At 72.3% G+C, this 19135-nt stretch carries 13 protein-coding genes; 3 read left to right on the top strand and 10 right to left on the bottom strand.

Annotation, left to right across the window (positions count from 1 at the left end; translation table 11 throughout):
- The first annotated feature begins 28 nt into the window (after positions 1–28).
- Positions 29–1021 (top strand): MBL fold metallo-hydrolase, encoded by a 993-nt coding sequence (locus ACWCO8_RS18645; protein WP_451033124.1) that lies wholly within the window; start codon positions 29–31, stop codon positions 1019–1021.
- A gap of 20 nt (positions 1022–1041) precedes the next feature.
- On the opposite strand, the gene ACWCO8_RS18650 is transcribed toward ACWCO8_RS18645, so the two are convergent.
- The 8 genes from ACWCO8_RS18650 to ACWCO8_RS18685 all read right to left on the bottom strand — a co-directional run bounded on the left by ACWCO8_RS18650 (position 1042) and on the right by ACWCO8_RS18685 (position 13545).
- Positions 1042–4122 carry a phosphocholine-specific phospholipase C gene (locus ACWCO8_RS18650; protein WP_451033125.1) on the bottom strand — a complete coding sequence of 1027 codons (3081 nt, stop codon included), beginning with the start codon at positions 4120–4122 and terminating at the stop codon, positions 1042–1044.
- Between the two features lie 200 nt (positions 4123–4322).
- Positions 4323–5507, bottom strand: a complete 1185-nt coding sequence (locus ACWCO8_RS18655) for a cytochrome P450 (RefSeq protein WP_451033126.1) — start codon at positions 5505–5507, stop codon at positions 4323–4325.
- Positions 5497–6207, bottom strand: a complete 711-nt coding sequence (locus tag ACWCO8_RS18660) for a tRNA-dependent cyclodipeptide synthase (protein ID WP_362008806.1) — start codon at positions 6205–6207, stop codon at positions 5497–5499. Before ACWCO8_RS18660 ends, ACWCO8_RS18655 begins: the two co-directional genes overlap by 11 nt.
- A 289-nt stretch (positions 6208–6496) precedes the next feature.
- The gene (locus ACWCO8_RS18665; RefSeq protein WP_451033127.1) at positions 6497–7906 is read right to left on the bottom strand and encodes a serine hydrolase domain-containing protein; all 1410 of its coding nucleotides are present in this window, start codon (positions 7904–7906) and stop codon (positions 6497–6499) included.
- Between the two features lie 140 nt (positions 7907–8046).
- Positions 8047–8835, bottom strand: a complete 789-nt coding sequence (locus ACWCO8_RS18670) for a hypothetical protein (protein WP_451033128.1) — start codon at positions 8833–8835, stop codon at positions 8047–8049.
- Positions 8836–9009: 174 nt separating this feature from the next.
- Positions 9010–9354: a hypothetical protein gene (locus ACWCO8_RS18675; RefSeq protein ID WP_451033129.1), complete on the bottom strand. Its 345-nt coding sequence runs from the start codon at positions 9352–9354 to the stop codon at positions 9010–9012.
- A 72-nt stretch (positions 9355–9426) separates the two neighbouring features.
- Positions 9427–10953: a carboxylesterase/lipase family protein gene (locus ACWCO8_RS18680; RefSeq protein ID WP_451033130.1), complete on the bottom strand. Its 1527-nt coding sequence runs from the start codon at positions 10951–10953 to the stop codon at positions 9427–9429.
- A gap of 81 nt (positions 10954–11034) precedes the next feature.
- Positions 11035–13545 (bottom strand): SpoIIE family protein phosphatase, encoded by a 2511-nt coding sequence (locus tag ACWCO8_RS18685; RefSeq protein ID WP_451033131.1) that lies wholly within the window; start codon positions 13543–13545, stop codon positions 11035–11037.
- Between the two features lie 175 nt (positions 13546–13720).
- Between ACWCO8_RS18685 and ACWCO8_RS18690 the strand changes: the two genes are divergently transcribed.
- Positions 13721–15097 carry an NAD(P)/FAD-dependent oxidoreductase gene (locus ACWCO8_RS18690; RefSeq protein WP_451033132.1) on the top strand — a complete coding sequence of 459 codons (1377 nt, stop codon included), beginning with the start codon at positions 13721–13723 and terminating at the stop codon, positions 15095–15097.
- Here the strand turns inward: ACWCO8_RS18690 and ACWCO8_RS18695 are convergent.
- A complete protein-coding gene (locus ACWCO8_RS18695; RefSeq protein ID WP_451033133.1) occupies positions 15033–16214 on the bottom strand; it encodes a Cmx/CmrA family chloramphenicol efflux MFS transporter in 1182 nt (393 codons plus the stop codon). The genes ACWCO8_RS18690 and ACWCO8_RS18695 overlap by 65 nt on opposite strands.
- A gap of 299 nt (positions 16215–16513) precedes the next feature.
- Positions 16514–17605 (bottom strand): magnesium/cobalt transporter CorA, encoded by a 1092-nt coding sequence (gene corA / locus ACWCO8_RS18700; RefSeq protein ID WP_451033134.1) that lies wholly within the window; start codon positions 17603–17605, stop codon positions 16514–16516.
- 172 nt (positions 17606–17777) lie between these two features.
- Here corA and ACWCO8_RS18705 point away from each other — a divergent pair, with 172 nt between their 5' ends.
- Complete coding sequence (locus tag ACWCO8_RS18705) at positions 17778–19133, top strand: serine hydrolase domain-containing protein (protein WP_451033135.1); 1356 nt, start codon at positions 17778–17780, stop codon at positions 19131–19133.
- Positions 19134–19135: the final 2 nt, after the last annotated feature.

Below are 19135 nucleotides of genomic sequence, written 5' to 3' on the forward strand. Positions count from 1 at the left end.
CCGGCCCGTCGCCTGATCTTCTGGCGGCATGAACGACGACACTCACACCTTTCACCGGCGGACCGTCCTGCGGGGCGCCGCCGCCGGTTCGGCCTTACCCCTCCTCCCGGCCGCCGCCACTGCCGCGCACGCCCGCCCCGCCGCCTCCTCCCCCGCTCCCGAGCCCGGCTCGGCGGCGCTGCGCTGGCTGGGGACGGCCGGCTGGCGGATCGACGCGGGCGGGAGGACGGTGCTCTTCGACCCGTATCTGACCCGATTCAAGACCGGTCTCTTCGAAAAGCCCTTCAATCCGGCCACGCCGATCGAGGAGACCGACGCCACGCTGGTCCGGGATTTCGCCGGGCGTCCAGAGCTGATCCTGGTCAGCCACTCCCACTGGGACCACATCGCCGACGTCCCGTACCTCGCGAAGACGACCGGTGCCCGCGTGCTGGGGACCGAGACGACGTACCACCTGCTGGTCGCCCTCGGTGTCGATCCGGGGCAGATCTCCGTGGTCAAGGGCGGTGAGGTGCTCGACTTCGGCCGGGGCCTGGTGGTCGAGGTCGTGGCGAGCCTGCACAGCCGCAACAAGCAGCACTCCTACTTCGCGCCGGGCACGCTGACCGGGCCGCCCGCCACCGTGCCCGCCACCATCTCCGACCTGCCGGAGGGCGACACCCTCGCCTTCCAGGTGACGGCCGGATCCGACGGGCCCACGCTCTTCCTCATGGGCGCCAGCGACTTCGACCACCGGTCCGCCGAGGGGCTCCGCCCGGATGTGGCGATGGTCGCGGTCCCCTCCAGCACCTCCACCCACCGGTACGTGCCCCGGCTCATGCGGGCCCTCGGTCGTCCGGAGGTGGTCGTGCCCGTGCACTGGGACAACTTCGAGACGCCCCTGCGCGACCCCGTGCGGGCCGATCCGACGATGGACCTGGCCGGGCTGATCGGCCAGGTCCACCGGGAGTCGCCCGGGACGCGCGTCGTCGTCCCGGACTACCGGACGGTCTACGGCGCGGATCTGCGCCCCCGCCGCTGAGCCGGAGCTCCCGTTCCGTCTCAGCCGAGGCGGATGTGGTCCACCGCCCAGTACCAGTTGTTTCCGGCGTCGTACATCCGGAAGCGGAGGGTCACCGTCCTGGCGCCCGCCGGGACGGTGAGCTCCTTGGAGACGGCGGTGTTCTCGGCGTCCGGCGAGCCGGGGCCGTAGCTCAGGAGGATCTGCTCCTGGCCGGTGTCGAAGACGGCGCGGACCTCGGCCTTCTGGTTGCCCTCCTGGCGGTAGTGCGAGTCGAAGTCGAGCCGCAGCGTGGTGGTGCCGGCCGGGACGGGGACGGCCGGGGAGACGAGGGTCGAGTCGAACCGGCCCTTGGCCGCGGGCGCTCCGGTGTCGTCCCAGTCGTCCGGGTCGGCGACGGCGACGACGCCCAGGCCCCGGGTGAAGTTCGGGCGGTTCTGGGCGCCGCCCGACCAGGCGCGCCTGGTGTGGAACGTCCAGCCCTGGAACATGGGCGTGCCCTGCGGCATCGCGGCGGCGTTGACGACGGACCAGCCGTCGGGGGCGGTCGCCGTCCAGCCGAGCACCTGGCCGCGCTTGACGAGCTTGCCGGCGAGTGACTGAAAGTCCTCGCCGAGCAGGTGGCCGGTCATCGCGGGGGCGATCCGGGCCTGGATCTCGCCGTCGGCGAGGCGCAGGCCGTCGGCGGCGCGGGCGCGGGCGACGGCGAGCAGCCGGGCCGAGCCGTACGGCTCGGCGTTGGCGGGGGCGGTGACGTCCCAGCTCGCGGTGGTCGAGGAGCCGGGCGCCAGGTTCTGCGGCGGGGTGTCCGCGACGGCCTTGACGATCCAGCCGGCCGGTACGGCGAACCGGGCCCGGACGTCGTGCAGTTCGACGGGTCCGCGGTTGGTGACCGCGGCCGTGAAGCGGGCCGTGCCGCCGCCGGCGACGACGGGCTCGTCCCCGGCGGCCGTGGTGACCTCGACGGTCAGGGCGTCGGGCAGCCCCATCGCCGGGTCGGTGACGCCGGCCTCGCGGTCGGCGAACCGTCCGGCGAAGCGGCGCAGGTACAGCGGGTCATCGGTGGCGCTCACGGCGATGTCGTACCAGCGCTCGGCGGGCACGCGCACGGTCACGGTGCGGTCGTCGCGGGCGCCCACGCGGACCTCCTTGACGCCGCCGCCGTACGCGAGGTCGCCGACAAGGACGGTTCGGGCGCGGCGGCTCCGGTTCTTGATCTCGATCTCGATCTCGGGGCGGCGGCCGTCGTGGTCCTCGGAGAGGCGGACCTCGAGGGCGTCGTCGGCGGCGCCGCGCAGGTGCCAGAGGTAGCCGTTGGGGCCGTGGACGCGCACGTCGTAGCCGTCGGCGGCGGGGCGGCTGCCTGAGAGCTCGGAACGGGCGCCGACGGTGTAGTGGTCGGGCCGGGTGCCGGGCTCGGGGTAGACCTGGAAGACGGCGGCCTGGCGGCCCTTGTTGCGGAAGTCCAGTTCGATCCGGCCGTCGCGGAGCCGGGAGCGGAGGGAGAGGGCGTACGGCACGGGCCTGGCGGGCCGGGTGCCGCGCTGCTGCTTCGGGAAGAACTGCGGGGAGGGCACGGCGATCGACGGCTTCCCCGCGGCGGCCTGGCCCTTGGCCACGTTGCCGCTGGTATCGGGGAGTTCGGGCCAGTCGATCTCCTCGCCGGAGAAGTCGAAGACGGAGGTCAGATCGCCGGTGACGGCCCGTCGCCACTCGCTGATCTGCGGCTCGTGGACGCCGAAGCGGCGCTCCAGGAACTTGATGACGGAGGTGTGGTCGAGGACAGAGGAGTCGACGACACCGCCCCGGGTCCAGGGCGAGACGACGAGCATCGGGACCCGGATGCCGAGGCCCATGGCGTGCGGTCCGGAGACGAGGGTCTCGCCGGCGGGCAGGGTCGCGGACCATTCCAGGGTGCCGTCGGCGGCCTTCACGCGGTAGCGGCCGTCCTGGGCGACGACGCGCATCGCGGTGGAGCCGTCGGCCTTCTGGACGCGGACCACGACCTCGCCGTCGACGGACATGGTGGCCTCGCCACGGTCGGCGGAGAGCGGCGGGACCGGGGGCATGCAGTGGTCGAAGAAGCCGCCGTGCTCGTCGTAGTTGAGGATGAAGACGGTCTTGGCCCAGACGTCCGGGTGGTCGGCGAGGGCCTCGACGAGACGGGCGGTGAGGTGCTCGCCGTTCGGCGGCGGCCAGCTGGCGTGCTCGGAGAGCGCTTCGGGGGCGACGATCCAGGAGACCTGGGGCAGCCGGTCGGCGGCGATGTCGGCGCGGAAGGCCTCGACAAGCGCGTCGCCCATCTTGTGGCCGTCCTTCTCGTCGGCGGCCGCGCCGACCCGGGCCATGCCCTTGTCGTACAGCGGCTCGCCGGGCTTGGCCTGCTGGAAGGGCTTGAACCAAGCGAGGGCGTTGTCGTCGTAGTTGTCCCGGGCCTGGTACGTCTTCCAGCTGATCCCGGCCTCCTCCAGGCGCTCGGCGTAGGTCGTCCAGGTGTAACCGCCGGGTATGTAGCTGTTGTTGTAGACGACCGTGTCGTTGACGGTGCCGCCGCTCGTGCCCGTCATGAAGTGGTCGCGGTTGGTGTTGGTGTTGCACTGCACCGAGGCGTGGTACTGGTCGCAGACGGTGAACGTGCTGGCGAGGGCGTTGTAGAACGGCATGTCGGCGGGCTCGTAGAAGCCGTGGCCGAGCCAGCCGCTGGAGCGGCCGGTGACGAAGCCGTCGGCGCGGCCGTCGTTCCAGAGGGGGAAGGAGTCGACGAAGCCGAAGGCGGGCGCGCCCTGCCGGTAGGCGTTGGTGTGGGCCGCGTTCATCGCGAAGGGCACCAGATGGCCTTCGGCGCGGGACGGGTCGGGCTGGTGGAAGACGGACCGGCCGTTGGCGCCGCGGATCGCGGTGCGGTCACCGAGTCCCCGGACGCCGGGCAGGGTGCCGAAGTAGTGGTCGAAGGAACGGTTCTCCTGCATGAAGACGACGACGTGCTCGATGTCCTTCAGCCGGCCGGGCCGGGCGGGAGCGGCGAGCGCCTCGCGGACGCTGAGCGGCAGCGCGCCGAGGACGGCCGCGCCGGCGGCGCCGCCGAGGAGGGTGCGGCGGGAGACGTCGGGGGACGGGGGCATGGCAGGTGCTCCTTCGGGTGTCGCTTCGGGACCTCGCTTCGGTCCAGACCCGTTATGTGTAGGTGATGTGAGGGTCCGGGTTCCGCGTCTTCGGTGAACGGCGGACGAACACCCTTCGCGCTACTCGGGGGTACGGAAACGCCGTCGCCCCCGGCGGGTGTCCGGGGGCGACGGTGCGGAACGGGCCAGTCAGGCGGTGGTCACCAGGCGACCGGAAGGCGTTCGGGGATGCGCTTCATGAAGCGGGTGCGCCAGACGAGTTGGTCGACCGGGACCGCGAGGTGCAGGTCGGGCATCTTGTCGAGCAGGACCTCCAGGGCGATCTCGGTGTGCTTCTTGCCGAGGGCCGTGGCCGGGCAGTAGTGGCCGCCGCCGCCGAAGGAGAGGTGGGTGCCGGCGTTCGGCCGGGTGATGTCCACGGTGTGCGGGTCGGGGAAGACGGCCGGGTCGGTGTTGGCCGCCTCCACCAGGACGAGGAGGAGTTCTCCCTTCCGTACCTCGACGTCTCCGAGCGTGACGTCTTCGAGGGCGAGGCGCGGAAGCCCGTCGGCGATGGACAGGTTGACCCGCAGCAGTTCGTCCACGGCGGACGACAGAAGCTCCGGCTCCTTGCGCAGCCGCTCCCAGACGTCGGGGTTCTGGAGCAGGGAGAAGAGGGCCATGGTGAGGAAGCCCATGGTGGAGATGACGCCCGCGCCGAAGAAGGTGACGCCGACCGTGGCGAGCATCTCGTCGGTCAGGTGGGCATAGTCGGGGTTCCCGCGCAAGGCCGCGAGTTCGGCCATGAGCCCGGTGGTCGCCGGGTCGTCGAGCCGCTCGACCATGTACGCGATGTCGCGATCCCAGTTGAGCCGGGCGCCGGTGATCGGGCAGGCCGAGTTCATGAACGCGATGTCCAGGCTGGCGGCCAGGCGCGGCGCGTCGGACTCGGGGATGCCGAGGATCCGGCAGTGCAGGTTCTCCGCGTAGGGGTTGGTGAATTGGCTACGGAGGTCGACCGGCGGTCCGTAGGCGAGGAGTCCGTCGACCAGCGCGGTGGCGTGGTCGCGCATCCAATCGGTCAGGCCGTCCGTCTTGGGGTTGATGGCCTTGAGGACGGCCTTGCGCAGTCCGGCGCCGGTGATGTTGCCCATGTTGTTGACCACCTCGGGCGGGATGGTCAGGGCGTACTGCCGGGGCGCGCCGGGCGCCGAGGTGTCCTTGAGCGAGAACCTCGGGTCTTCGAGGACCTGCTTGCAGAGCTCGTAGGAGGAGACGAGCCAGGCCTCGTCGCCGGCGATCGTACGGACCCGCTTGACCGGTTCGGCGCGCAGGGACTCGATCTCCGGCGGCAGGCGGTCGCCGCGCGCGGAGAACGGGAAGTCGAGGAGCGTGTCAGTGGTCATCGTGGTCTCCGAGCATGGGTGTGACGATGGCGTGGCCCTGGTTGCGGGAGGCACGCAGTCCGGAGCCCCTGGAGTAGAGGAGTTCGGCCATCGGCAGGAGCTGGTGGTAGCAGTTGAGGGAGGAGGGGACACCGAGGATCGCGGGGGTGTCCAGGAAGAGCGGTGCCTCGGCGCAGATGTACTGGAGGCAGACCTCGCGCTGGCGGGCGGTGGGGGTCTGTCCGTCGAGGACCTTGGAGGAGAGGAACGCCGCGACGAGCCGGTCGCAGGTGGCGAGGAACTCGGCGTCGGTGGCGAGCAGATCGTCCAGGTGTTTGCGCAGGTGCCGGTAGGCCGGGATGTCGAGGAGCGCGGACATGGGGCGCCCTCGGAGCCGTTCACCACCGGGGTCGATGGCGGCGACGGCGTTGTTGACCTTGGCGCGGACGCCGCGGAGGTTCTTGACCGCTTTGCGGCGGGCTTCGTCCGGCGGGTAGCCGAGAGCCTCGTACATGTCGGCGACGTGCAGGTCGGTGTAGATGAGGTCGACCTGTTCGAAGCCGCGGAGTCCCCAGGCGGCGAGGTCGGCCACCCGCTGGGCGGAGAAGTAGCCGTTGCCCGGGGAGATGCCGATGACCGCGTGGGCGCCTTCGGTGTGGATCACTTGGCAGTGCTGCGTGTACGGCTGGACCTTGAAGCTGTCGGTCGCTGTCGTCGTCAAGTGAAGAGATGTCCTTCGGGCCGCTAGTCCCGTCGGGGCCTTGTGCCCCTGGTGTGGCGGCGACGGCATGAAGTTACCGGCGATCTCCACAGAGTGACGATTCTGGGCATGAGGTGGCCGGATACTTTCGGTACCTGACGTGATTTGACGCATCATCTCGGCAGGGAGCGATGAATTCCGGTCACTCCGGACAGACGTCACCGCTGACCGGACGCACGGCCACCGGCCTCGCCCGTCCGAAGGCGTCGACGTCTTCGGAGCGGGCGAGGCCGGTGGCCTGGAGCGGGCGTCACACGGAGGGGGTGGGAACCCGGGTGAAGACCCGGCCGCCGAGGTCGATGCCGGCGACCGCGCCGTTCTCGCCACGGGAGAAGAAGCCCCGCTGCCCCGCGAGGCCACCGGCGGTCACGATGAACTCGTTGCCGTCGCCGGGCAGGAGCCCCATGGCGGCCGGCTCGTAGTCCGCCGGCATCTCGAAGTCGGCCGCCGCCCGGATCTCCGGCTTGATCACGGCCCCGAGGGTCAGCCCCGCCGCGTCCGTGCCGACGGTGAGGATCATGCCGTCGTTGTCGTACGCCCCGAGCAGGTCCCGGGCACGCTCCTCGTCGTACGGCAGCGGCTCCGGGTCCTTGTCGACGACGCCCAGGTAGTGCTCCAGGGCCCAGCGGACGGCGGAGCGGTTGAACGGAATGCCTTCCGCGCCCGAGTTGGACATGGCGACGACGGCGAAGTTCCGCTCGGGGACGATCACCAGTTCCACGAACTGGCCGTTGGTCGAACCGCCGTGCTCGATCGTCCGCACACCGTCCACCTCGCGCAGGAACCAGCAGATGCCGAAGCCGTCCCCCAGGTTGCTGCCGCGCAGCTCGACCGTCCGCTCGCGCATCCGGTGCAGCACCTCGGTCGGCATCAGGCGCTCGCCGCTCTCCGTACGACCGTCGCCGAGCTGGAACCGCGCCCAGCGCAGGACGTCCGTGGCCGAGGAGGCGAGACCACCGCCGGGGTTGTTGCCCCGGGTGAGCCGCCACTCCCTCGCGACGGCCAGGTCGCCGTCCTCGTCGGGGTTGTGGCCCACGGCGAACCGGCGGGTCATGACCTCCGCCGTCCCGAAGAAGCTGTCGGTGAGCCCCAGCGGCTCGAGCAGGAGCGAGGCGATGGCCTGCTCGTACGTCAGCCCCGTGACGTTCTCCAGGACGTGGCCGAGCAGATTGAACGCGGCCTGGCTGTACGAGGCGCGCTCCCCCGGCGCGCCGATGAACTGCAGGTCGGCCATCTTCGCCACGAAGCCGGCCAGGGCGTCGTCGCCGTCACCGGTGTCGACGATGACGTTCCAGTCGAGGCCCGAGGTGTGGTTGAGCAGGTTCAGGACGGTGATCTCGGCCGCCGCCTTCTCGTCGGCGAGGACGAGCTCAGGCACGTACCGGCGCACCGGCGCGTCCAGTTCGATCCGGCCGTCGGCGACCAGGCGCATCAGCGCGGTCGCCGTGAAGGTCTTGCTCGTGGAACCCAGCTGGAAAAGGGTGTCCTTGTCGACCGGCAGCGGGTTGTCCAGGCTCGTCACGCCGTGGCTCGCGAAGGCCTCCCGGCCGTCGGCCCACACCCCCACGATGCCGCCGGGGATGCTGTGCTTGACGCCCATCCGCTCGACGAACTCGGCCAGCTGGGACGGGGACTGCTCGATGGTGGTGGTGGCGCTCATGGTGTGTGCTCCGTATCGGGTGTCGTCGTTCCTGATGACCACGACGATGCCCGGGCGCGCTGACAGCGTGCCGACCGTGCGCTGACAGCGGCTGACCGGCGGCGGACGGTGCTGTCAGCGGCGCCACCGCGGGCGGGCGGTCAGCCCGCGATCTTGGCCGCCGGTCCCATGACGATGACGGGTTCCTTGGCCGGGTCCAGGGCGAGCAGGAGCTTTCGCATGACGTCGACGGTGAGGGAGACGCAGGCCTGGGTGGGGCCGCCGTGGTCGACGTGGACCCAGACACCGCCGCCCTTCTCCAGGCCGAGCGGCCGCTCCTTGTTCAGGGGGGTGGTGCCCGGGACGCGGTTGTAGTCGATGGCGATCACGTGGTCGAACGAGCCCTCCAGGGGTTCGCCGAGGAACCCGACGCCCGGGGAGACGAACTCCTCGTCCTGGTCGTAGGGCAGCTTCGAGCCGGGGTCGGGCAGCAGTCCGCCCGCGTCGCCGAGCCGGAACACGCCGGTCGGGGAGCGCAGATCGCCGGCCCAGTGGTCGTCGGTCCAGCCGCGCAGGGCGTTGTGCGCCGTCCACGGCCCGCCCGTACGGCGCCACTTCCCCGCCGTGTCCCGCTCGTAGAGCGAGGCCGTGGCCACGTTGGAGTCCTGGGACTCGCCGGTCACGACGAACACCTGTCGCGTACCGTCCGGGATCCGCGTCAGGGTCGCGGGGCCGACCCCGGGCGGCGCGGCGGGCACCTGCGGCGCGGGGGCCCGCGGCGGGAGCGGCGGGGCCTGCGCCCCGGTGTTCTTGGCGGCGGCCCGGGCCTCCGGCGACGCGTCCGGGGCGGCGGGTTGGTCGTACACCTTCAGGTAGCCGACGAGCGCGAGGGTCGCGCAGAGCGCGGCGGTCACCACGCGCGGGCCGGGGCGGACGTTCCTGACATGCATGGGGCGGCATCCTCCGACGCTCGCGGACGGCAATGCCGCGATACGTACCCGATCCGCGCCCGCGCCTGTCGGCAGAGCCGCGCACTCACCCGACCGGTGCAGAGCGGAGGGCGATCGCCCGGGCGGCAGTGGCCCGCTGAAGCCCCGTCAGGAGTGTCAGGAATGCCAGGGGTGTCAGGCCGTGGCGGTGGGGGTCTCGTCGAGTTCCCAGGCGTGGCGCTTGAATTCGCGGGCGAAGTCGGGGTGGTCCTCCCAGTTGCGGGCGACTCCGCGCAGGACGTCCCAGTTGTGCTCCAGGGCCTGGTCGATGATGTGGCGGAGCGCCGGCTCTGCGGCCGCCCGCTGGTCGGCGAGGCCCTTGACGGCCGCGGCGGCCTTCACCGTGCCGAGGAGGGCCCGCAGCGCGCGGGAGGTGTCGTCCATGCCGAATCCGTGGTCGCTGCCGTTCGCGGGGTCGAACAGCGGCCGGAGACGGTCCTCGATGAAAGCGGTGATCCGCTCGAAGTGCCGCACGTCCATCGGGTTCTCATCTCCTGTGTCGGGGGGCGCGCCCGGGTGGGTCGCGTCTGCGCCGTCATTATCCCGTGCGCGTCACGGGAGAGACGGCGGGGCCATCCGCGCGCCGCGCCAGAGCGCGTGAGCGGGCATCGGGCCCTCGGTGCGGTCCCGGGGGACGTCCCAGACGTGGACGGTGGGGGCGGCGGGAGCATCGGGGCCGGCGGCCGGGCCGGCGAGCGGGGCCCAGCCCGGGTCGCCGGTGGCGGCGAAGGCCACCCAGGCGTCGACCATCCGCCGGGACAGCGCGCGGTCGTCGGCGTCGGCGGGGCCTCCGGTCAGGAAGTCGACGCCCGTGGCGTCCAGGGTGCCGAGGGCGAAGGGCACGTCGGCGGCGTGCCAGGCGCGCACCGGGCTGCCGTCGGGCCGGGTACGGCGCCGGTCGAACCGGGAGAGGAACGTGCGTCCGCCTCCCGCGCGGGCGTGCGCCTCGGCGAGGCGGACGGTGGGCAGGGTGAAGACCGCGTCGCCCGCGAGCGCGAGGAAGACGTCGAGCACCGGCGCTTCGGGCATGAGGGTCCGGTAGGCGGCGACGAGGTCGGAGGAGAGGCCGTAGGCGGCGGCGAACCGGGCGAGTCCGTCGTCGTTGGTGACGGGCGGCATGGCTCCCACCTGACGCATGAGCCAGTACTCCTCGGTGGTGTGGCAGACGAGGAGGTCGACGTGACCGCCGACGGCCGGGCCTTCGAGGGGGTCCCGGTCCAGCAGGACGCCGTCGAGAACGGGTCCGTAGAGGACGGTGTCGTAGTGGAGGAAGCCGGCCGACGGATCGCCCGCGTACCGTGCCACCACCCGGTCCGAGGCCTCCACGAGTTCCTTCGGGGTCGCGGAGAGCAGGCCCTCGGCGGTCGGCGCCACTCCTGCGGCCTCGGCCACCTCGCGGGCCAGGCCCGCGGCGAACTCCGGCGGGAAGAACGCGTCCGGGACACTGTGCGCGACGGCACGGTGGAAGAGTCCGTCGGCCCGGGCGCTGCTCATCAGGCAGGCGATCGAGCCGCCGCCCGCGGACTGGCCCGCCACCGTGACGTTGTCCGGGTCGCCGCCGAAGGCCGCGATGTTGTCGCGCACCCACTCCAGCGCGGCGATCTGGTCGAGCAGCCCCCGGTTCTCGGGGAAGCCGGGCACATGGCCGAAGCCTTCGAAGCCGAGGCGGTAGTTGCAGGTCACCACCACCGTGCCGGCCCGGGCCAGGGCGGAGCCGTCGTAGTCGGGCTGCGCGGACGAGCCGAAGGTGTAGGCGCCGCCGTGGATCCAGAACAGAACAGGCAGCGGGCCGGAACTCTCCTCCGGCGCCCACACGTTGAGCGTGAGAACGCCTTCGTCGTCCGGGTTCCAGACCGGGGCGCCGGGCAGTTCCGCCGACTGCGGGGCCACCGGGCCGAAGCGGGTGCAGTCCCGCACCTCGTGCCAGGCCGCCGCCGGTCGCGGCGCCCGGAAGCGCCCGGGGCCGAAGGGCGGTGCCGCGTACGGAATGCCCAGCGTGATCCTCAGCCCGTCGGCGACGGTGCCGCGCACCGGTCCCCTGTCCGTCTCGACGGTGTGGTCGGCGACGCCCGTACGCACAGGTGGAGCTCCTTCTCGACGCCGTCGGCCCTTCCGCGCGGCAGCACACCCTCGCACGGGCGGCACGGACCGGACAATCGGTTAAAGATCTTCCAGTGCAGCGGGGTCCAGGGCGGCCTCGAGAACGGATTCGTCCAGCTCCAGGGGCTGTTCGGCCCAGATGACCTTGCCCTCGGCGGTGTAGCGGGTGCCCCAGCGGCGGGTGAACTGGGAGATCAGGAAGAGCCCTCGGCCGCCCTCGTCGGTGGTGCGGGCGTGGCGCAGGTGGGGCGAGGTGCTGCTGGCGTCGAAGACCTCGCAGATCAGGGTGCGTTCGAGGATGAGGCGCAGCCGGATCGGTCCGGAGGCGTGCCGGATGGCGTTGGTGACGAGTTCGCTGACGACGAGTTCGGTGGTGAAGGCGAGTTCCTCCAGGCCCCAGGCGGCGAGTTGGCGGGCTGCCATCACCCGGGCGCGGGCGACGACGGCCGGGTCGGCGGGCAGGTCCCACACGGCAACCTGCCCGGCCGCGAGGCCGCGGGTGCGGACCAGGAGGAGGGCCGCGTCGTCGGTGTACGGCCTGCTGGGCGCGAGTTCGTCGGCGACGCTGCGACAGAGTTCGTCGAGCGGCAGGTCCCGGGACTCCAGGACCCGGCGCAGCCCGTCCCTGCCCGCTCCCGGCGCGGCGATCAGTCCGTCGGTGTAGAAGGCGAGGACGCTGCCCTCGGCGAGGGGCAGCTCGACGGACTCGAAGGGGAGTCCGCCGATACCGAGGGCGGGTCCGGGCGGGAGTTCCGGGAAGGTGACGGTGCCGTCGGGTGCGCGGATGGCGGGCGCGAGGTGGCCGGCGCTCGCCAGGTCGCAGCAGAGGCCGACCGGGTCGTAGACCGCGTACAGGCAGCTGGCGCCGACGCCCGCGGGGTTGGGCGCGCCGCTCAGGTCCGTCGCGGTGCCCTCGCGGCTGACCTGGACGACGAGGTCGTCGAGGTGGGCGAGGAGTTCCTCGGGCCCGAGGTCGAGGTCGGCGAGGGTGCGTACGGCGGTACGGAGCTGGCCCATAGTGGCGGCGGCCTCGATCCCGTGGCCGAGGACCTCGCCGACGACCAGGGCGACCCGTGCTCCGGAGAGCGGGATGACGTCGAACCAGTCGCCGCCGAGGCCGGAGAGTTCGTCGGCGGGACGGTAGAAGGAGGCGGCGTCGACGGCTTCCTGGGGCGGGACGCCGTGCGGCAGCAGGCTGCGTTGGAGCACGAGCGCGGCGGCCTGCTCGCGGGCGTAGCGGCGGGCGTTGTCGAGGCAGACGGCGGCGCGGGCGACGATCTCCTCGGCGAGCCGCAGGTCGTCCTCGTCGAACGCCTCGTCCCGCCGGGTGCGCAGGAACGTGGCCACGCCCAGGGTGACGCCCCGGGCGAGGATCGGCACGACCATCGCCGTGTGGGGTACGGCCTCGGCCGCCCCGCTCGCCTCGGCCGGGGCCGTCGTCTCCGCCAGGGCGGTCGGGATCGCCGCTTCGCGTGTCGAGGCGTCCAGGTGGGCCGCCCGCCAGGAGCGGCCGTGGGCGACGGCGTCCATCTGGGGCGAGGACGGCAGGTATCCGGACGGCTGCCCCGGCTCCAGAACCTCCTTCACTCCACCGGTACGTACGTTCTGCGCGCCGCCTCGGACCAGGCGCAGTGCGGTGGCGGCGGCCGTCGGGCCGGGGGACGGCTCGGCGCCTCTCAGGACGGCGTCCAGGAGGTCGACGGCGACGAAGTCGGCCAGGGCGGGGACCGCCACGTCGGCGAGGTCCTGGGCGGTGCCCATGACGTCCAGGCTGCGGCCGATGCGTTCGCTGGCCCGGGCCATGAGGGCGAGGCGGAGCCGGGCGCGGTAGCGGTCGGTGATGTCGACGACGGCGTAACAGACGCCGAGGGCCCGGCCGTTGTCGTCGTCGAGCCGGACGAAGGACATGGCGTGGGCGTGGTCCCGGTAGGGGTGGGCACGGGTGCGGCCCACGTGCTCGTACCCGACGACCGGTTCGCCGGTCGTCAGCACCTGGCGCATCTTCGACTCGACGATGTCGGCGTTCATCCCGGGCTGGATCTCCGCAAGGCGTTTGCCGCGCCGCTGCTCGACCGTGCCGCCGCCGAAGTGTTCCAGCGCGGTGTTCGACCACACGCACCGCAGCTCGGCGTCGACGAAGCAGAGCCCGATGGGCATCTCGGTGACCATGCGTTCCAGGAGCGCGGGGCCCATGGTCCACTGCCGGGAGGGCGCCGCGCCCACGGCGACGACCAGCCAGCGGGCCGGGCCGGCCTCCCCCGGCAGGGGCAGCACGGTGACGTCGACGGCGATGGTACGGCCGTCCCGGTGACGCGCGAGCAGGACGCCCGACCAGCCGCCGTCACGCTCCGCGGTCGCCAGGATGTCGGGGAGCCGGCCGCCCTCGTCGCCCGCCAGGAGCGAGCCGACGCGGCGGCCGCCGAGCTCCGCCGCGGGGTAGCCGAGCAGCCGCTCGGCGGCGTAGGGGCGGCCTACGACCGTCCCGCCCTCGTCGAAGAGGAGAACGACGGAATCGGCGACACCGAACACGGCCTCGTGCGCGCTGGTGTCTGGGTCCTCGGGTCTCCCCACGGCCGTCGGCTCCGTTCTCACAGCCCACCCTGCCTGTCCCTTCTATCACAGCATGCCCGGATTATTACCGTTGGATCCCGTTTTGACATCACTCCTTCGGCGGACAAACCGGGTTCCGGATCGGCCGGAGAGGTTAGTGAGGTCTCAAGGACCGACGACCCGGGAGGCGGGCTCCGTGACTCGACCGAGGATTCTGGTGGTGGGCGCCGGCTTCGCCGGGGTCGGCTGCGTACGGCGGCTTGAGCGGCGGCTCACCGGGCGCGAGGCGCAGATCTCGCTCCTGTCCCCCTTCTCGTACCAGCTCTATCTGCCGCTCCTCCCCCAGGTCGCGGCCGGTGTGCTGACCCCGCAGTCGGTCGCCCTGTCGTTGCGGCGCAGCAAGCGGCACCGGACGCGGATCATCCCCGGCGGCGCGGTCGGCGTGGACACCAAGGCGAAGGTCTGCCTGGTACGGACGATCTCGGGCGAGCTCGTCGACGAGCCGTACGACCACCTGGTGCTCGCGCCCGGCAGTGTGACGCGCACCTTCGACATCCCGGGCCTGAGCGAGCACGCGCGGGGCATGAAGACGCTCGCCGAGGCGGCCTACATCCGCGACCACGTCATCGCCCAGCTCGATCTGGCGGACGCGGGCGAGGACGACGCGGAGCGCGCGGCCCGGCTCTGTTTCGTGGTGGTCGGCGGCGGATACGCGGGGACCGAGACGGCGGCCTGTCTGCAGCGGCTGACCCATAACGCGGTCCAGCGCTATCCGCGCCTGGACCCGGCGCTGATCAAGTGGCATCTGGTGGACCTCGCGCCCAAGCTCATGCCGGAGCTGGGCGACAAGCTGGGCGCCGCCGCGCTCGAGATCCTGCGGCGGCGCGGGATCGAGGTCTCGCTCGGTGTCTCGGTGGCCTCCGTGGACGCCGAGGCGGTGACGCTCACCGACGGGCGGGTGCTCCCGAGCCGCACGCTGATCTGGACGGCCGGGGTCGCCGCCAGCCCCCTGATCGGCACGCTGGAGGCGGAGACGAACCGGGGCCGTCTGGTGGTCGGACCCGACATGGTGGTGCCGGGTCTCGACGGCGTGCACGCCCTCGGTGACGCCGCCGCCGTACCGGACCTGGCGAAGAACGAGCCCGGCGCGATCTGCCCGCCCACGGCGCAGCACGCCATGCGCCAGGGCAAGCAGGTCGCCGACAACCTCGTCGCGACGCTGCGCGGCGAGCCGACGTACCCCTACCACCACCGGGATCTCGGTCTGGTGGTGGACCTGGGCGGGCGGGACGCCGTCTCGAAGCCGCTCGGGATCGAGCTGCACGGCACGCCCGCCCAGGCGGTGGCCCGGGCGTATCACTGGGCGGCGCTGCGCACCAATGTCGCCAAGACGCGGGTGATGACGAACTGGCTGCTCAACGCCGTGGCCGGGGACGACTTCGTCCGTACGGGATTCCTGTCGTCCCGGTCCGGGACACTGGCCGACTTCGAGTACACGGACGCGTACCTCACACCCGATCAGGTACGGGCCCACACTGCCGCGCTGCGGGCTCAGGTGTCACCAGGGCCGTGAGCAGCGCCAGGACCGTGAGGAGGGCGCTGGTCCACAGAGGCGCGCGGTAGCCGTGCCCGGCCGCGAGGACGGCGGCTCCCAGCCACGGTCCGAGGGCCGCGCCCACGTTGAGCGCGGCCACGGCGAAGGCCCCGGCCAGGGTGGGGGCTTCGGCGGTGGCCGTGCGGAGCGCGCGGGTGATCAGGGTGGAGCCGACGGCGAACGACAGGGCGCCCAGGGCGAGGACGAGGACGATCGTCGCCGCCGCGCTCCCCGCCGTCAGCGCGAACAGGCTCCAGCCTGCCGCCGCACCCGTGCCGCACACGGCCAGGAGCAGGCCGGGGCGGGTGTCGGAGAGGCGGCCCGCGAGGACGACGCCCGCGAAGGAGCCCGCTCCGAACAGGGCGAGGAGGAGGGGGATCCAGCCGGGGGCGAGGCCGGTCACGTCGGTGACGACGGGCGCCAGGTAGGTGAAGCCACAGAACATGGCGCCGTTCGCGAGGGCGCAGACCAGGAGCGTCACCAGGAGCCGCGGACTGCGCAGCGCCCGCGCTTCGGACCACGCGTCACGGGGCTTGACGGTGGCGTCGCCGCCTGCGGCGGGTACCGACCGGGCGATGGCGAGGAGCGCGGGTACGCAGAGCAGGGCGACGGCCCAGAAGGCGGCGCGCCAGCCCCACAGTTGGCCGAGCAGCGCTCCGCCGGGCACGCCCACGACACAGGCGAGCGTCGTGCCGCCGAGCAGCACGGCGGTCGCCCGGCCCCTGGATTCCGGGCCGACCATGGCGGTCGCGGCGACGAGTGCCACCGCGAGGAATCCGGCGTTGGCGAGGGCGCCGATCACCCGGGTGGCGAGCAGGATCCCGAAGTCCGGGGTGAGGGCGCCGATCACGTGCGCGAGCAGGAAGGTGCCGAGGAGGACGGTCAGCGCGGACCGTCGCGACCAGCGCCTGGCCAGGAGCGCCGTCAGGGGCGCGCCGACGATCATTCCGACCGCGAAGGCGGAGGTGAGCGTCCCCGCGAGCGGGATCGACACCCCCAGCTCCGCGGCGATGTCCGGCAGCAGGCCGGAGAGCATGAACTCGGAGGTTCCCTGGGCGAAGACGGCCAGGCCGAGCAGATAGAGGGCGAAGGGCATCGAGAGGTCTCCACGGTCGAACAGCGGCGTGAGCCGCAACCCCGTGCCGGAACAGGGGTGCGGCGGGCTGCCGGCGCGCGGTCACGCGCGGGCAGGGGAGACGGCCGATCCGATGGCCTCGGTCACGCTCACGCCCAGCACGACGCACGGCCCCTCAGGGGCCGCGGTGCTTCAGCGGGTCGACTCGGGAAGCCACCGGAGGGCCGGTGGCCGGAGTCTGTCCGACTCGGGGCTCGACATGGGGTCACCGTACGGGGCGTGCCCTCGGCCGGTCCAGCCGATAGCGCCGCCCCGTCGCCTCACAGCCAGCCGTTGCGGCGGAAGCTGCGGTGAAGGAGGAAGCAGGCGAGGGCCATGACGCTCACGACGAGCGGGTAGCCGTAGGTCCAGCGGAGTTCGGGCATGTGGTCGAAGTTCATGCCGTAGACGCCGCAGACCATCGTGGGGACGGCGATGATCGCGGCCCAGGCCGTGATCTTCCGCATGTCCTCGTTCTGGGCGACGGTCACCTGGGCCAGATGGGCCTGGAGGATCGAGTCGAGGAGCGCGTCGAAGGAGGTGATCTGTTCCGTGATCCGCGACAGGTGGTCGGCGACGTCGCGGAAGTACGGCTGTATCTCCGCCGAGACCAGGGACAGGGGCTGCGCGGTCGCCAGCGCCTGCAGCGGACGGTCGAGGGGGGCCACCGCTCGCTTCAGTTCGAGCAGTTCGCGCTTGAGCTGGTAGACGCGGCCGGCGTCGCCGCGGGAGACCTGCTCGCTGAAGACGGCCGTCTCCACGGCGTCGATGTCGTTCTGCACGGCGTCGGCGACGGCGAGGTAGTCGTCCACCACGTGGTCGGCGATCGCGTGCAGCACCGCGGCAGGACCCTTGGCGAGCTGGTCGGGCTCGGCCTCCAGCGCCTCGCGCAGCGGGCCGAGCGAACCGTGGCTGCCGTGCCGGACGGTGATGACGAAGTCCGGCCCGGTGAAGACCATGAGTTCGCCGGTGTCGACGACCTCGCTGGTGGCCGTGAGCTCCTCGTGCTCCACGTAGCGGACCGTCTTGAAAACGGCGAAGAGCGTGTCGTCGTACCGCTCCAGCTTGGGCCGCTGGTGGGCGTGGACGGCGTCCTCGACGGCCAGCGGATGGAGTCCGAACAGCTCGGCGAGCCCGGCGAACTCCTCGACGGACGGCTCGTGCAGACCGATCCAGACGAACCCGTCGCCCGATTTGCGGACCCGCCGCACCGCCTCGTCCGCGGGGCAGGACCCGCGCTGCCGCGCCCCGTCCTCGTACAGCACGCAGTTGACCACCGAGCTGCCCAGCGGCGAGCGGGCGGGGTGGCTCAGGTCGACGGTCCGGCGGTAGGCACGGCGGACGGTGCGCCTCAGGTTGCGGATTATGGGCACGCGGGACTCCTTGGAACGATCAGCGGCCAGTCTGCCACCGACGCACCGCGGACGGGACTCCTGACAAATGTCACGCGTTCCTGTGCGCAAGATCCTCCCGAGGGCTGAGGGCGGGCGGGACGCGCGCGACGAGTATGGGACCACTGCCGATCGAGCGAAACAGGATCTCTTGATGAATTCGTCCCGCAGGGCCCCCCTTTCCGTCGTCGCCGCCGCCACGCTGGTCGCGCTCTCCGCCACGGCGTTACCGGCGCAGGCCGCCGTCACCGCCGCGCCCGGCTCCCCCACCGCCGCCGTCTCCGCCGCCTCGGCTTCCGCCGCCGGCCACCGGCTCGACCGGCCCGCGCTGCGCGGCTCGCTCGACGCCTTCCACAAGGCGGGCATGTACGGCGCCTATTCGGCCGTCCGCGACGGCTCGGCGCAGTGGCGTGGGGCCACCGGGTTCGCCGACATCGACAGCCACCGCCCCACGCGGCCGGACCTCGAGCACCGGGTCGGCAGCATCACCAAGACCTTCACGGCGGTCGCCGTCCTCCAGCAGGCCGGCGCCGGACGCATCGACCTGGACGCTCCCATCGGCCGCTACATCCCCGACATCGTCTCCGACGAGCGGGGGCGGCAGGTGACCGTCCGGATGCTGCTCAACCACACCAGTGGCATCGCCGACTACGTCCTGCCCGCCTTCCCCGGCATCCTGGAGAACCCCGGCAAGACCCTCGACGACAACCGGCTCCGCAAGATCGCCCCCACGGAGCTCGCCCGCCTCGGTCTCGCCGCCCCGCCCGTCGCGCAGCGCGGCACCCACTCGTACTCCAACACCAACTACATCCTGGCCGGGCTGATCCTGGAGCGGGTGACCGGCCAGAAGGCCGAGGCGTACATCACCCGCAACGTCATCCGCAAGGCCGGTCTGCGGCACACCTACTTCCCCAGCTCGCCCGCGATCAAGGGCCCGCACGCGCGGATGTACGAGTCCTTCTTCGGCCTGATCGACCCGGCGCGCGACTACAGCACCTACGACATGTCGTGGGCGGGAACGGCCGGCGCCCTGGTCTCGACGACGAGCGACCTCAACGACTTCTACCGCCAGCTCCTCGGCGGCCGGTTGCTCGGCAAGGCACAGCTGCGCGAGATGAAGACCACCGTCCCCGCCTACGAGACCCAGCCGGGTGAGGAGGTGCTGATGGGCTACGGCCTCGGCATCTACACCCTCAAGATGCCGAACGGCGGCTGGTACTGGGGCCATGACGGTGGCGTCTTCGGCGCCGGCACCTGGGCCCTGTCGTCCGAGGACGGCCGTCGTCAGGTCGCCATCGGCTACAACCTGATGAAGTACCAGCGCTTCGACTCCGAGGGACGTCCGCTGCCGGACCCCGTCACCGACGCGCTGTACGCCCACGTGGATGGGGCCCTCGGCGGCACCACCGCTCCCCCGCGCGGCGTGACGCCCCAGCGCGCGGAGGGGACGCAGTCGCTGACCGCCCTGCCGATCGGCCCGGACGCACTCCACCAGGCGACCCTCCGGTAGCC

The sequence above is a fragment of the Streptomyces sp. NPDC001927 genome (assembly GCF_053594455.1).